8 protein-coding genes are annotated in these 15,244 nt (G+C 57.8%); 5 read left to right on the top strand and 3 right to left on the bottom strand.

What is annotated here, in order from left to right:
• Positions 1 to 18 precede the first annotated feature (18 nt).
• Both fdhF and I6L44_RS10365 read right to left on the bottom strand, forming a co-directional pair.
• A complete protein-coding gene (fdhF, locus tag I6L44_RS10370; protein WP_216951754.1) occupies positions 19 to 4,185 on the bottom strand; it encodes a formate dehydrogenase subunit alpha in 4,167 nt (1,388 codons plus the stop codon).
• A gap of 480 nt (positions 4,186 to 4,665) precedes the next feature.
• A complete protein-coding gene (locus tag I6L44_RS10365; RefSeq protein ID WP_216951753.1) occupies positions 4,666 to 5,100 on the bottom strand; it encodes a hypothetical protein in 435 nt (144 codons plus the stop codon).
• 361 nt (positions 5,101 to 5,461) lie between these two features.
• Here I6L44_RS10365 and I6L44_RS10360 point away from each other — a divergent pair, with 361 nt between their 5' ends.
• Positions 5,462 to 6,052, top strand: coding sequence for a class I SAM-dependent methyltransferase (locus tag I6L44_RS10360; protein WP_323912661.1), 591 nt, complete (start codon positions 5,462 to 5,464; stop codon positions 6,050 to 6,052).
• Complete coding sequence (locus I6L44_RS10355) at positions 6,036 to 7,097, top strand: HNH endonuclease (protein WP_216951752.1); 1,062 nt, start codon at positions 6,036 to 6,038, stop codon at positions 7,095 to 7,097. The genes I6L44_RS10360 and I6L44_RS10355 overlap by 17 nt, the downstream gene beginning before the upstream one ends.
• A 557-nt stretch (positions 7,098 to 7,654) precedes the next feature.
• Here the strand turns inward: I6L44_RS10355 and I6L44_RS10350 are convergent.
• On the bottom strand, positions 7,655 to 8,830 hold the full coding sequence (locus I6L44_RS10350) for a hypothetical protein (RefSeq protein WP_216951751.1): 1,176 nt from the start codon (positions 8,828 to 8,830) through the stop codon (positions 7,655 to 7,657).
• A gap of 712 nt (positions 8,831 to 9,542) precedes the next feature.
• Here I6L44_RS10350 and I6L44_RS10345 point away from each other — a divergent pair.
• Genes I6L44_RS10345 through I6L44_RS10335 form a run of 3 tightly spaced genes read left to right on the top strand, consistent with a single transcriptional unit; the run spans position 9,543 to position 15,134 of the window.
• Positions 9,543 to 11,393: a class I SAM-dependent DNA methyltransferase gene (locus I6L44_RS10345; protein ID WP_216951750.1), complete on the top strand. Its 1,851-nt coding sequence runs from the start codon at positions 9,543 to 9,545 to the stop codon at positions 11,391 to 11,393.
• On the top strand, positions 11,383 to 12,717 hold the full coding sequence (locus I6L44_RS10340) for a restriction endonuclease subunit S (protein WP_216951749.1): 1,335 nt from the start codon (positions 11,383 to 11,385) through the stop codon (positions 12,715 to 12,717). The genes I6L44_RS10345 and I6L44_RS10340 overlap by 11 nt, the downstream gene beginning before the upstream one ends.
• Entirely contained in the window at positions 12,714 to 15,134 is a 2,421-nt protein-coding gene (locus I6L44_RS10335) for an AAA family ATPase (RefSeq protein ID WP_216951748.1), read from the top strand. The genes I6L44_RS10340 and I6L44_RS10335 overlap by 4 nt, the downstream gene beginning before the upstream one ends.
• Positions 15,135 to 15,244 lie beyond the last annotated feature (110 nt).

Raw genomic sequence — 15,244 nt, 5'->3', positions numbered from 1 at the left:
TTGCGTAGTTTATTCCGGTCAGATGGTCTCCATCTCATGTTTGTCTGCTGAGGACAGGTGGCACTTTACCTTGTCGATGCGCACCGCTGCGACCTTGAACTCGGGGATTTTGGCGTGGGGGTCGGTGGCATTGATGGTGAGCCGGTTGGCCGGGGCTTCGGCAAAGTGGAACGGGATAAAGACCACGCCCGGTTGCATCCGCTTGGTGACGAAGGCGGGCAGTTCGATATGGCCGCGGCGGCTGGTGACCTTCACCCGCTCGCTGTTGCTGATCCCCAACCGCTGCGCATCCACCACGCTCATCATCACCCGTGGCCCAGCCAGCTTGTCGAGCCCCTTGGTCTTGCGGGTCATGGTGCCGGTGTGGAACTGCTCCAGCAGGCGGCCGGTGGTGAGCACTATGGGATAGGTCTCATCGGGCAGTTCGGCGGCATAGCGGAACGGGGTCGCGACCATCTCCCCCTTGCCACGGGTGAACTGCTTGCCGTGGAGCAGGCGAGTGCCTTCGGGCGCCGCGTCGTTGCAGGGCCACTGTAGCCCTTGTGCTCCCACCTTGTCCCACTGGATGCCGGCGTATTGCGGGGTGACTTGGCAGATCTCGGCGGTGATCTCCTGCGGGTGTTGATAGCGCCAGTCGCCGCCCATTGCATTGGCAATCTGCTGGATGATCCACCAATCCTCCCGTGCTTCCCCCGGCGCCTTGAGGGCGGGGGAGATGCGCTGTACCCGCCGCTCGGTATTGGTGAAGTGGCCGCTCTTCTCGGCAAAGGAGCAGGAGGGGAGCACCACATCGGCTAGCTGGGCAGTTTCCGAGAGGAAGATATCCTGCACCACCAGAAACTCCAGCTGCTTGAGCCCCTCGATGACGTGATGCTGATCCGGATCGCTCAGCACCGGGTTTTCACCCATCACATAGAGCCCCTTGATGCTGCCCGCGCAGGCGGCATCGATGGTCTCGGTGAGGGTAAGGCCGGGCGTGCGCGGCAAGTCTGGCTGCTGCCAGGCTGCCACGAAGCGGGCATGCACCTCGGGGCTGGCCACCTTCTGATAGCCGGGCAGGCAGTTGGGCAGCGCCCCCATGTCACAGGCGCCCTGCACGTTGGATTGGCCCCGCAGCGGGTTGATGCCACCCCCTTCGATGCCGATGTTGCCGCACAGCAGTTGCAGGTTGGCGATGGCCCGCACGTTGTCGTGGCCGGTAGTGTGCTGGGTGATCCCCATCGAGTAGTAGATGGCGGTGCGTTCGGCGGTGCCGATAAGGCGCGCGAGCTCGATCACCTGCTCGGCCGGTACGCCGGTGACGAGGGCGACCTTGTCCGGTGCATAGGCGGGGGAGAGCACCTCCGCTTGCAGCGCTTCGAACCCTTCTACTCGTGCGGCGATATAGGCCTTGTCGTGCCAGTCGTGCTGGATGATCTGCTGCATCAGGCCGTTGAGCAGCATCACGTCGGTGCCGGGTCGGTGAGCCAGATAGAGGCTGGCATGGTCCGCCATCTCGATCCGCTTGGGATCGGCCACCACTAGCTGCGCCTTGCCCGTGGTGACTGCCCGCTTGATATGGGAGCCGATGATGGGGTGGGCCGCCGAGGTGTCGGAGCCGATGATGAAGATGAGATCCGAGTGATCAATGCTCGGGATGTCGTTGGTCATGGCGCCGCTGCCGAGTGACGCCTCCAGCCCGGTGACGGTGGAGGCGTGGCAGAGCCGCGCGCAGTGATCCACGTTGTTGGTGCCCAGCTCCCGGCGCATGAACTTCTGGAACAGGTAGTTCTCTTCGTTGGTGGTTTTGGCTGACGAAAAACCCGCCAGTGCATCGCTGCCATAGCGTTTGCGCAGGGCTGTGAAGCGCTCGGCCACCAGAGCGATGGCCTCCTGCCAGCTGGCGGGCACCAGCTTGCCATCCTTGCGGACAAGCGGTGTGGTGAGGCGCTCCTCGCTCTGGATAAAGTCAAAGCCGAAGCGTCCCTTGACGCAGAGCAGCCCCTGGTTGACCGGCGAGTTGCGATTTCCCTCCACATAGCGGATGCGGTTGCGCGCCTCATCGACATAGAGGGTGACGCCGCAGCCGACCCCGCAGTAGGTGCAGATGGTATTGACCGGCGTGAGCAGTTCGGTGCGCCCCTGTGATTTGTCGCGGGCATCCACCAGGGCGCCGGTGGGGCAGACCTGTACGCAGGCGCCGCACTGCACGCAGTGGGAGTCGCCCATCGAGAGTCCCGTGTCGAACTGCGGCCGGTTCGAGAGGGTACCATCGCTGTTCTTGGCAAAGCGCAGCACACCCTGCACCGCTTGCTCACCACAGGTCTGCACGCACTGGCCGCAGCCGATGCAGCGGTTGGCATCAAACACAATAAATTCGCTGCTGCTATCCACTGCAAACTTCTGGCACTGGCTGGTATCGAGAGCGCTCTGCTCGACCTTGTATTCGGTGGCGTAGTCGCGCAGTGCACAATCGGTGTTGGCCTGACAGCCGCACTCGAGGCAGCGGCTGGCTTCGCTGCGGGCATCGGCATCACTCAAACCGCGTTCCACCTCGGCAAAGCTTCCCTCCCGCTCGGCATCTGCCAGATGAGGCATGATGCTACGGGCGACCTGCTTGAGATGGGCAAACTGGGCGGGATCGACCTGCTTGAGTTTGGGAGCCTTGCAGGCGTTGAAAGGACGAACCGGATCGATCATGTCACCGTGGAGGAACTGATCGATGGCCAGCGCGGCCTTGCGACCATCGGCGACCGCCTCGATGGCGGTGGCGGGCCCGCGGCGCAGATCACCGATGGCGAACAGGTTGCCGTGGCCGCTGTGCATGGTCTCGGGGTGGGACTCCAGCGTCTGCCAGCGGGTGAAGGGGAGGGTGAGGGGCTCCCCTTCCATAAAGCTGAGATCCGGCTGCTGTGACACTGCCGCAATCACGGTATCAAACTCTTCAATGAGGTACTCGCCGGTTGGCTCCGGGCGGCGGCGACCGGAGGCGTCCGGCTCGCCGAGGGCCATCTTCTCGAGGCGCACCTGACAGACGCGACCACGGTTGTCCGGCAGATTCTCCACCGGATTGGTCAGCATCATGAAGCGCACCCCTTCGTGCTCCGCCTCGTCGATCTCGTACGCTTCGGCGGGCATCTCGGCGCGGGTGCGGCGATAGATAAGGGTGGTTTCGGCGCCGAGGCGTACCGCTGTGCGGGCGCAGTCGATAGCGGTATTACCGCCGCCGATCACCGCGACTTTCTTGCCGGTGGTGAGCCGCTTGGCCAGCATCCGATCCTTGAGGTAATCGACCCCGAGATAGCAACCGGCCAGGGTGCTGCCCGGGTAATCCATCGGCACCGCCTTGGAAGCGCCAACCGCCAGACAGACCGCATCATAGTCGCGGCACAGCGCCGAGAGGGTGATCTGATGGCCCAGTCGCTGCCTGGTGTGGATCCGCATGCCGCTTTGGCACATCAGGTCGATCTCCTGATTGAGGATCGCCTTGGGCAGCCGGTATTCAGGGATGCCGTAGCGCAGCCAGCCACCTGCTTCGGGCATCGCCTCGAACAGGTCGACCTCGAACCCTTCGTAACCCAGATAATAACCGCAGGTGAGGCCGCCCGGGCCGCTGCCGATGATGGCCACCCGCTTGCCCTTGGCGGGCTTCTTGGCTGGTTGATAGGGGGCAATCTCGGCCAGATCGAGATCGGCGGCATGGCGCTTGAGGTGGCGAATGGCCAGCGGTTCATCCACCAGCGCGCGGCGGCACTCGGCCTCGCAGAATGCGGGGCAGACCCGGCCGATGGAAAGAGGCATTGGCAGGGTCTGTTTGATGACGGCCATCGCCGCCTCGTGCTCCCCCATGGCGATGTGATGCAGATAGGATTGAATGTCCACCCCGGCCGGACAGGCGCGCTGGCAGGGGGCTTCGCAATCGGCGTAGTGATCTGCGAGGATGCGGCCGAGCTCCTGCTGGCGGTGCTCGTGCAGGACATCGCTTTGGGTCGTGATCACCATCCCTGCCTCGGGGCGCGTCTCGCAGGCGCGCCGGATGCCGAGCCCGGCAATCTCGACCACGCAGAGATCGCACGGCGTTTTGGGAGCGCTGGTGTTGTCACTGCACAGGGAGGGGATATCGATCTGGTGCTGTTTTGCTATCTGGAGCAGGGTTCTGGTCGGGTCAACCGTCAACTGAGCCCCATCGAGGGTGATGGTGATCATGGCGTCATAACTCGCTTTCAAGGCGCAGAAAATGCTGCATCTGGCGGAGCCAGCAGGGGAAGCGACAGAGAGGATCGCTTGGTATCTCCTCACCATACCAAAGACGGCATTCAACTTTATTTGATTTAACTCAGGTTCTTTGCCTAAAAAGAAAACGATTTCAATGGTGGTGATATCCGTGGAGGACGCTCTGGACTTTGACTACCTATGTTGAGTTAAAACATCGCATTTCCTGCACTTTTATGGCCATTAAAGCAACCGTAAGCTGTATGTGATATGGAGATTACTCATGATGGCACGATGAGGGATATCCTAAAATATGCAACTTTTGTTTCGGTTTGTGGCGCAGGGCAAGCGACATTGGAAATAGCCGAACTGGCTGCACCTTGCGATCGGCAAAATGAATACAGATATGGCTCTGGATGGGCCATCTGATGAAAATTGCCGCTGGTCACCGTTTTGCTGTACTGAGACCTGATGTTACAACTCCAACTCAATGATTGGGATCTCCCAGCGCTCGATGCATATCTGGGGTTGATACTCTTCTTTCTCCTGTTCTTTACGTCGTTCCACCAGAGCAATCACTCGGGCTTCACGGATGCTATTCATGTCGAATTTCCAGGTCTCTTCGCCGAGCAGGGAGAGGCGAGCTATTTCGTGATTCTGGTGATACACATGAAGCTTGTTGTTTTTATCGGGAGCGATACGCACGGCATCGCCAACCTTTATCTGACTGAGCAGGCGGTGGATAGGATGAGTCTCGCTACTGCGTCCGGCATAGCCCAACACCAGTTGCGACATACCCATCATGGCGAAGCGGCGTAGTCTGTCCGGTCGGGTTGCGTTAGGTCTCTGCACGTAGCAGTGGGAGGCGATCAGTGGAATATGGGGGTTACGTTGATCGTGGCGAGCCATGAGAACCAGCCTTTCGATAGCACGAGTCATCCCCAAACAGGGCCACGACATCAGTCGAGTTCATTAATAGCCATCTCCATCTGGCGTTGACCTCTCATGGCGATAATAAGTGCCAAGAGATCAGTGAGTTGGACAAATATTACCCGAAATGTTGAGCGGTGGCATCATTCAGAGCCCTCTGGCCGCGCTTCTTTTGGCTGGCATCCCGTTTATGTAAATGCCTCTGCCCCCTTAATCGTTCATGTGTGGAAAGTGTCGTCCTTGTCATGGTCAACCCACTGATCTTGTTGGACTATTTCTCTTACTTCTCCGATCGGAACGCATAGTGTCCCTCGATTACTAGCAGCGCCACGCCACCGAATTGGCGACCCGTTACCAGCAGGTATCTGCGCGCACTGTTCATTGCGACTGGCTCACTCTGCTGGAGCCTTGGCTTTTGGCTGCACCGCGCAGGGTGTTTGATGTGGGGGCTGGCAGTGGCCGGGATGCCGCGTTTTTAGCGGGGCTCCATCAGGGCAACACTGTGGTCGCTGCCGAGCCCTGTCAGGCACTCGCTCTACAAGGTCAATGTCATACCTGTGAGGCTGCAGTTGCGTGGGTCAATGACGCTATGCCGGCTCTCTCTCGCGTGACCGGTACTTTTGATCTGATTTTGCTCAGTGCTGTCTGGATGCATCTACCCCCGGAGTCTCGTCCCTTGGCGCTGGCACGTCTTCATGAGCTGCTCTCACCAGATGGTTATCTGGTACTGAGTCTTCGTCTGGTTATCTCGGAGCAGGAGATGCGGGAGCGAGCCATGTATCCGGTAGCTGTCGATGAGGTGGAGCGGCTTGCATTGGAGGAGGGGATGACACTGCTCCATGTGTCAGAACCACAGGAGGATGCCTTGGCGCGTAGCGGCTTGAGTTGGCAGAGTCTGATCCTTGGGGGTGAACATGCACGCCTCCCCTGAGCAACAACTCGCTTTTATTGCCTATCTGCAACGCATCTTTACCGAAGGCGATTTTGTGGCCACTTACAAGTGCGCCTTGCTCCACGGGATTGCAGATATCGCGATTGAGCGCAGTACCGAGACCCATGATCTGACCGCGGCGCGCACTATTACGCTGGACGAACTGGCCACCAAGTCTGTGGAGCTTTATTGGCAGCACAGTCTGCCCTACTCGGCGACGGGAGAAACGGCTACCTTGCTCAAACAGAGCAGCGGTCGTCAGGCCATCATGCTGACGGAGTTGTCCCGGCTGCGTGCAGAGGGGGTCCGCTCGGTAACTGCACTGCGTCGGCACGACGCCTGGCGGCCTCTTCTTGCCCGAGTTCGGCGCATCCTTGTTGAGGGGCCCCTGTGGCGTCTGCAGATCCTGGGTGGGCGAGAGGAGTGCCACCTCTATCCTCATCAAAGGGGCGCGGATCATATCTGCCTGAACCCCGGAATTCTCTACTGTCTCCACCGCTTTTACGATCTGGTGGTCTCCCTCTCCCGACAGCATTGGTTGCAGCTTATCTGCGACATCAAGGGGAATCAGCCACTGATTGGCCCAAGTGTAGGGCTGGAGAATTTTCTATTTGGTTCAAGCCGTCAGGCGCTGGGACGGGTGGGGGAGGTTTTGAGGGACTTGCAGGGGGGAACCTGTTTTTACTGTAACAAGGCGATACACGGGAGTGGTGAGGTAGACCATTTCATCCCCTGGCGTCGTTATCCAATCGATTTGGGCCACAACTTCGTACTGGCACACGCCAACTGTAACCGGAGCAAACGGGATTTTCTCGCCGCTCCCGAGCACAGGGATGCCTGGTACGAGCAGAATATCCTGACCCATGGGGCGTACCTCACGGACGAGCTGTCCCCTCTGGTGAGCATCGACGCCGAGCGTTCTACCGCAATCGCCACTTGGGCCTATCAGCAAGCACTCCGTGAGCATGCTAGGTTGTGGCGTGGTATTGACCAGTTTGTTGACGTCACAGCCCCCAGTGTGAATATTCCCCTGCGCTTTCTGTGAGACGTTGAGGCTTTCACGCTAGATAAACTCGATAAAAAAGGCCACCTCTTGCGAGAGGGCCCTTTCCAAACGTTTGGGCTGGGGACATCTGAATTGGATTTGCAATTCATTGATTATATAGGGCGTTTTTAATTGTTAAATTTTAACTTGGTACGGTGGTTGGTACCGATTTGGGATGTGTTTTTTGGACGCCAGTTATCGAAAATGGCATCCCAATACTGGACGGGGCAAGTATCAGACCGTTTATGTTTGTGTCACGGTGTCATTCTGTCACAGCCTTCCAGTAAATCGTCGTCGAAGTGTAGGCCACGTTGCGCATTACTGGTTAAGTTGTTGATTATCAAGGGTAGTGCTTTTTAGTGGTTGAGCTGCTGGAGTTTGGGGTCGTGATGCGAGTGACACAGGTCCTGAATGAGAGGCAGTCAGAGTGTCATGTGGTGACAAGTGGTCCTTGTTGCATGCCATCTCTTACCCCCTGCTCTGGCGCAGCTCAGACCTCCTGAACGCTTGCTGGCCAAGTGATAAGGGGGCAGGTGCCCCCTTGTTCTTTGATTGCGCTATAGAGCCTCTGAGGCGATCTGGGCGAACAAGCGCTGTGCTTCCTCTTCTGCCTTGCTGGCAAGCTCGGGGGCGAGTGGCGGCAGCTCGATGCCTTCCCGTCCTGCGACATAGAGTGGTCCACCCACATCATCATCGTAGTCATCGCCATTCTCATGGATGGCCCTCAAGTCGTCCTGAGTGAAGTCGTCGCCAAGCAACTGGGCTAAACGCAGCCATACCCAAGACTGGTAGAGGTTGTCCCGGTCGTACTCTTCAATGAGGGCGAGCATGGCCTGTGTATCGCCTCTCTGCGCTGCTTGCGTCAACCAGTGGTGGGCAGCTTGTTGGTTGTCGTGTTCCATCGCGAGCCATGCGATGGCGGCCGGGTCACTCACTGCAGCCGGGTCAGTGTCAAAGATGCTGCTATCCAACTTTGCCTCTGCCAGTGCATAGCGTGCCTCGACGATACCACTGCGGGCGGCCTTGAGTGCGTGGGTAAGCCACCGTTCTTGACGTTGCAACCGCTTGGCGAACGCTTCTGCAAACTCCAGTTCTGGGCCGCTCAATATCGCGCCCTGCTGTTGCTTGCGATACCAATAGCCAGAGGCAACGTTAACGTCCTCAATGTACCGACCACCCACGTCGAATCGCTGTGCCAGCCACCAGTGCACCTGTGGATGACCTCGTTCTGCGAAGGCCTCCAGTTGCTGCAGTGCCTGTAGGGCTATGGGGGGCTGATGGTAGGCATCAAGTTGCGCTAGTAGTGCCTGCGCCGCATCGAGTTGCGTCGTGCTGGATGGGGCTGGTTGGAGCTGCGCGTCGTCATCCTCGACCTCATCATCGAGCCAGCCATCTTCCCATGTGTCATCCCAATCGTCTTCTCTAGTCAGGCCGAGAGCCTCGACTTGGATGCTCACCACACCAGCACGCTGTAGATGCTGGCCAACCAGCAGCGACAGGGTCTGGGGTTGGGGTAACGCGAGCTCACGTCCTCGCTGCTCGAGTAGGGCGAGGTCAGGCTGAGAGGGCCAAGGTGTCTGGTGCAGCACGATAGCCTCGGCTTGAAGCGCTGCGTAGCTGCGGTAGCCGAAAGCGGCGGCGATCAGTTCGTAGAGGTGGCTGGTCTTGAGTGACAGTGCGCTTGAGTCAGCGAGTTGCTGGCGCGTGTCGTGCACGAATTGCTTGATGGTCATGATCCAATCTCCGAGTCCACGCTTCGGGTCAGGCGCACACGTTTAAGCAACCAGAAGGTGGATGCTGGGTATCAGATCATTAAGGGTAAGGGGTATTCAATGCCGGTTTGACTCGTGTGCAAGTCGTGCGGGCCGCACCCAAGCACGGTAGCTAACTGCGCAGTCTTGGGCAAGTGACGTTGAAACAAAATCCCGCATTGTTGATCCACTTAACAATAACGACGTTTGTATGGTCATCTCAGTATTGATTTAATTATCATTTGTCTATGCTGTTTCGGGTGAGAGTCCGTGTGAGTTTGGTATTGACGATCCCATTGCTTTCGTTCCTCCGTGAGATGTTCGTGCGTTAGTCGGGCCTGTTATCAGGCCCTTTTTTTATTGTGTTTGGCTGATCTGCTTGCCTTCTGACCACTTGAGCTACCTCGCCTGCGATGACTGCATCCAGCGTGACATTACGCATAGTGCTGCGGGGTTCATTTGTATAAACTGCCCGCCAGATAATGGATAGACGACTGATGGGCCGGACTTTTTCTCGCCGATGCATCACCTTGGCTGCATCACCTTCTGTTGACCCACCACCCTGGATAGGTCCCTGCTGCACCCGCAAGGCTCGGCATGTGCCGCCCCGTCAGTCTGACGACTTGGCCCGCATCCTCACCTTGGCTTTCGCGCAGGTGAGCTGTGACGGCAACATGCATAACCGGAGAACCCCATGACCGACCCCAACGAGCTCAGCCAGGCGCTGCTGGCCGCCGTTCCTGAAGATGGCAGCAGCATCGGTAACCAAGCCTTGATGGAAACCTTGAAAACCCAATTCAGCGACCTGACCGATGAGGTATTTACCGCCGCACGCGAGGCCCTGCTGGAACAGGGCGTACTGCGCAAGGGGCGCGGGCGGGGCGGTGCTGTGCTTCGGGTGTTGGAAGGCGAAGCAGCCGCTGCAGCACCACGCAAAGCGACAGCCAGTGGAAAGGGCAAGCAGGCCAAGGATGAGCCGCAAGTTACCGGTATCGAGGGGCTGAAGAAGACCCTGTGGGCTGCCGCAGACAAGCTGCGTGCCGACATGGACGCCGCCGAGTACAAGCACATCGTGCTGGGCCTTATCTTCCTCAAGTACATCTCCGACTCCTTCGCCGCCCGTCGCGCCGAGCTGACCCGCCGCTTTGCCGATGAGAGCGACGAGTACTTCCTCTACGATTGTGACGATGATCTGCTGGCCGAGGAGCTGGAAGACCGTGATTACTACCGTGAGGTGAATGCCTTCTGGGTACCGGAAGGCGCGCGTTGGGAAGGGCTGCGGGCCCATGCCAAGCAGGCCGATATCGGCAAGCGCATTGACGATGCGCTGACCCTGATCGAGCAGGAGAACCCGCGCCTCAAGGGCATCCTCGACAAGCGCTACGCCCGTGCCCAGTTGCCCGATGGCAAGCTTGGCGAGCTGGTGGATCTGGTTTCCAAGATTGGCTTTGGCAGTGATGTCGGTGAAGCGCGCGACATCCTGGGGCAGGTCTACGAGTACTTCCTAGGCGAGTTTGCCAGTGCCGAGGGCAAGAAGGGGGGGCAGTTCTACACGCCTGCCAGCATCGTCAAAACGCTGGTGGCGGTGCTTGCTCCCCATCATGGTCAGGTCTACGACCCCTGCTGCGGTTCAGGCGGCATGTTCGTGCAGTCGGAGAGGTTTATCGAAGCCCATGGCGGCAAGCTGGGTGACGTCTCTATCTACGGTCAAGAGTCGAACCCGACCACTTGGCGTCTGGCGGCGATGAACCTCGCCATCCAGGGGATGGACTACAACCTCGGGCGCGAAAACGGGGATACCTTCACCCGCAATCAGCATCCTGACTTGCGTGCAGACTTCGTGCTGGCTAACCCGCCGTTCAATATCAGCGACTGGTGGCATGGCAGCCTCGAGGGGGATCCACGCTGGGTCTACGGTACGCCGCCTGCGGGCAACGCCAACTATGCGTGGCTGCAGCATATGCTCTACCACCTCAAGCCCAATGGCCGCGCCGGTATCGTGTTGGCCAACGGTTCCATGAGCTCTAGCCAGAATAGCGAGGGCGACATTCGCCGTGCCATGGTGGAGGCGGACGTGGTGGAGTGTATGGTGGCCCTGCCGGGTCAGCTCTTCACTAACACCCAGATCCCGGCCTGCCTCTGGTTCCTCGCTAAGAACAAGCCCCACCGCAAGGGCGAGGTGCTGTTTATCGATGCCCGCAAGCTGGGCACCATGATCAGCCGGGTGCAGTGCGAACTCGATGAGAGCGCGATTGCCCGTATCGCCGATACCTTCCACGCGTGGAAAGGGGATGGAGAGTGCGATCAGCCTTACGAAGATGTTGCGGGCTTCTGCCGTAGCGTGACGTTGGCCGAGATTGCGGAACATAGTCATGTATTGACTCCCGGCCGCTATGTGGGCGCCGAAGAGGTGGAGGAGGACGATGAGGCCTTCGCCGACAAGATGGCTCGCCTAACCAAACAACTCGGTGACCAGATGACCAAGGGCGCCGAGCTGGACCAGTTGATTAAGCAGAAGCTGGGGGGGCTGGGTTATGTATTTTGAGCTAACAACAATTGGACAATATGCAACTGTTCAAGGGGGTTATGCATTCAAAAGCAAAGACTTTCAGCAGAGTGGGTACTTACCAGTACTTAAAATTAAAAATGTTCGCCATGGTTATGTTGAATATAGTGACTGTGCCTATGTCAACATGGATATCGCGCTTGCATGTGAAAAATGGCGTACTAGTTATGGTGACATTCTTATTTCCATGACTGGCTCAGGTCCTAGCGCGCCGGAGTCGCTGGTTGGCCGAGTGGCTAGAGTTTGGGAGTCCGAGCCTACAGCTTTAATCAACCAACGCGTTGGCAAGCTGGTCCTTAAGGAAGGCCAGGCTATTGATAAAGATTTTCTCTTTTATGTGCTTACTCAGAAAACAAGCCAAGAGTTTTTAGTTTCCAATGCAACCGGCAGTGCCAATCAGGTAAACATCAGTTCAGCGACTATTGAATCAGTCCCTTGCCCAAATATTACCTATCGGGAAAGTCACCAGATTTCATGCATTTTGAACATGTTAAATCAAAGAGAGAGACTACTGCGCGAGACTAATGCCACGTTGGAGGCCATCGCGCAGGCGCTGTTCAAGTCGTGGTTTGTTGACTTTGAGCCTGTTCATGCACGCGCTCGTGGCGAACAACTAGCAGGTCTGGCCCCCGAGGTTGCGGCCCTGTTCCCCGACTGCTTCGAAGAGCCAGACCTTGGCATGGTGCCGAAGGGGTGGAGCCTATCACCATTGAGCGAGGCCTATGAAATCAATCCAACACGAAAGCTGAAGAAAGGGGAGATGGCTCCTTATCTGGATATGGCAAGTGTTGCGACGAGTGGGCATACCGTAGCTGGGGTGGCAGACCGCGAAATGGGTTCTGGCACCAAGTTTATCAACGGTGATACCTTGCTGGCTCGGATCACACCTTGCCTTGAAAATGGCAAAACAGCGTTTGTTGACTTCCTAGCCCAAGAGCAAACTGGATGGGGGTCTACCGAGTTTGTGGTGTTACGCCCGAAGGCTCCATTACCGACCTATCATGGCTACCTCTTAGCTCGTCACCCGGCATTTCGTGAGCACGCAATCCAAAGTATGTCTGGTACGAGTGGGCGTCAGCGTGTGCAAAATGACGTATTGGGTCGTTATCTTGTCACCGTGCCTAGCGAAAAGGTGGCAATGGCATTTAACGATGTCATCTCCCCTCTCCAACAGAAGATTACCGAAAACCATCGGCAAGCCCAAACCCTCGCCAACTTGCGCGACACCCTGCTACCCCGCCTGATCTCCGGCCAACTGCGCTTGCCGGATGCCGAACAACAACTGAAGGACCTCGCTGTATGACGGCCGCTGTTGTAAACGCCACTGCCTTTACCAATGAACACTTCCCGCGCTTGTTGGCTCAGCTCAAGACGATGGGCGACAGAGCCCACTTCGACAGCGCACAGAGCGAGCTCTATCGCCAATTTATAGAGCTGTTCCCGCTCGACTCGTTGCCTAACTTGACCCTTGATGAGTACTGCGTAGGCAAGGGGGATGGCAACTCGTTCTGTTGGTGGATTGAGCGTGGTCTGCAACCCGTGCTGGCCCGCTATATGCCCGGTACTTCCCGTGGTCACCTGCTCTACTTCCAGAAAGATGGCACCGTCTACAAGCACCAGCGCTTGGTCGAGTTGGGTGATGAAGGGGCGCTGCGTTACACCCTTAAGGTGCAGCACTGCGTAGCCGCCGCCGACCCTGATGGCGACCTGAGCTGGATTGATAATGACGAGGCACTTTACAAGCAGGCCGGGGTCGAGCCGCGTGTCACCATGGGGCATGGCCGCAAGCTGCGGCTGGTGACCTGCTATCACCCCAAGCGGATGCTGCCCATCTCGTCGTGTGAGCATCTTGGGCACTTTCTGACGGTGTTGGGGTGGCCGAAGGAGGATATCCCCGCTAAGCACCAGCCGATGGCGCGTATGCAGCGGCTGATGCGCTATTACGACCTGGCCCGCGAGTCGTTACCTGAATTGACCCCATATGGCTTTATGTTGGGCCTGTATGACGAGTCGTTGGGACTGGCACCACCAAAGGCAGACAAGGACGATAGCGGGAGTGATGATGAGGATGACACCATGAGCGAAGCAAACGACAACCCGGTGATGCCCAAGACAAACGCACCGTTGAACCAGATCCTCTACGGCCCGCCCGGTACTGGCAAAACCTATAACACCATCAACAAGGCGCTGGCCATTCTCGACCCCGACTGTCTGGCGCAACACGGCGATGATGAGAGCCCAGAGGCCCGCAAGGCGCTTAAAACGCGCTTTGACGAGCTGGTCAAGGAGGGACGTATCGACTTTGTGACCTTCCACCAGAGCTTCAGTTATGAAGACTTTGTGGAGGGGATCCGTGCCGAGAGTGACGGAGACAGTGGTCAACTGACCTATGACGTGGTTGATGGCGTCTTCAAGCGCATGTGTGACGCGGTGGCCGCCAAAGTCACGCGCAGCGACAGTCATGAGGCGATGACGCTGGAGGGACGTCGGGTCTGGAAGATGTCGCTTGGCAATACCAAAGGGGATGATGCCCACATCTTTGATGATTGCATTGAGGAGGGGGTGATCCGTCTGGGGTATGGTGGCGAACATGATTACAGCAAGTGCAATAACCGTGAAGAGGTGCAGGCGCTGCTGGAGCAATCGCTTGGCAAGATTGACAACGCATATGACTACAACGTTACCAGCGTGCTGACCTTGGTCACCCGCATGAAACGGGGCGATTTGGTCGTAGTCACCGACGGTAATCTCAAGTTCCGAGCCATTGGCGAAATCATTGGAGACTACCAATGCAAGCCGCACCCCGAGTACGGCAAGAGTTACGCTCAGGTTCGCCCTGTCAAGTGGCTGTGCCAGTTCACCCCATCTTTACCTAGTAGCGAGCTGATCAACGGCCGCTTTAGCCAGATGACGCTCTATGAATTGAAGGCTCCGACCTTGATCCCGGAGAAGCTGCTTGCTCTGGTCAATGCCACAGCATCACAAGCTGGGTCGCAGAGTGAACCTGGCGTCACGCCATCAAACAAACGCGTATTGATCATCGACGAGATCAACCGGGGCAATGTTTCGCGTATCTTCGGTGAGCTGATCACCCTGATAGAACCCAGCAAGCGAGCTGGGGCAAGCGAGGCGCTGACCACTACTCTGCCTTACTCCAAACGCCCCTTTAGCGTACCGGACAACCTCTACCTTATCGGCACCATGAACACCGCTGACCGCTCCTTGGCCGGACTCGATATCGCGCTGCGTCGCCGTTTTGTGTTTGAAGAGATGCCGCCCAGGGCCGAGCTGCTTAATGGCGTGGTCATCGAGGATGAGGAGCACAAGGTAGACGTAGGCCGCTTGCTGCACACGCTGAACCAGCGCATCGAGGTGCTGTTGGACCGCGACCATTGCCTCGGTCATGCCTACTTTATGCCGCTCAAAGCGACTGCAAAGCCAACCTTGGCGCAGTTGGGATACATCTTCCAGCATCAGATCCTGCCGCTATTGCAGGAGTACTTCTTTGAGGACTGGCAGCGCATCGCTTGGGTGCTAAATGATCATCGCAAGAGCAAGGCTGAGGCGATGTTCCTCGAGGCGCCCAAGCTCGAACTTAAGACCCTGCTTGGTGATATAGCGGTTGGGGGACAACGCCAACGTTGGAGCATCAATGAGAAGGCGTTTACGCGTATTGAGGCATATGCCTTGACCGTCGAGGGTGACAAGGGGGCGCAGTGAAGGCTCCCATCACGGTTCGTGAGTATGGTCGGCTAGCTGTTAGAGATAACACTGTTAATACGCTGACGCTTGCCCATATAGACTCGGTTGATTTCGATTGGTTATGTCGG

This window comes from Aeromonas sp. FDAARGOS 1414 (assembly GCF_019047065.1).
GTDB classification, from domain to species: domain Bacteria; phylum Pseudomonadota; class Gammaproteobacteria; order Enterobacterales; family Aeromonadaceae; genus Aeromonas; species Aeromonas veronii_A.
This window is presented reverse-complemented; position numbering and strand designations above follow the sequence as displayed.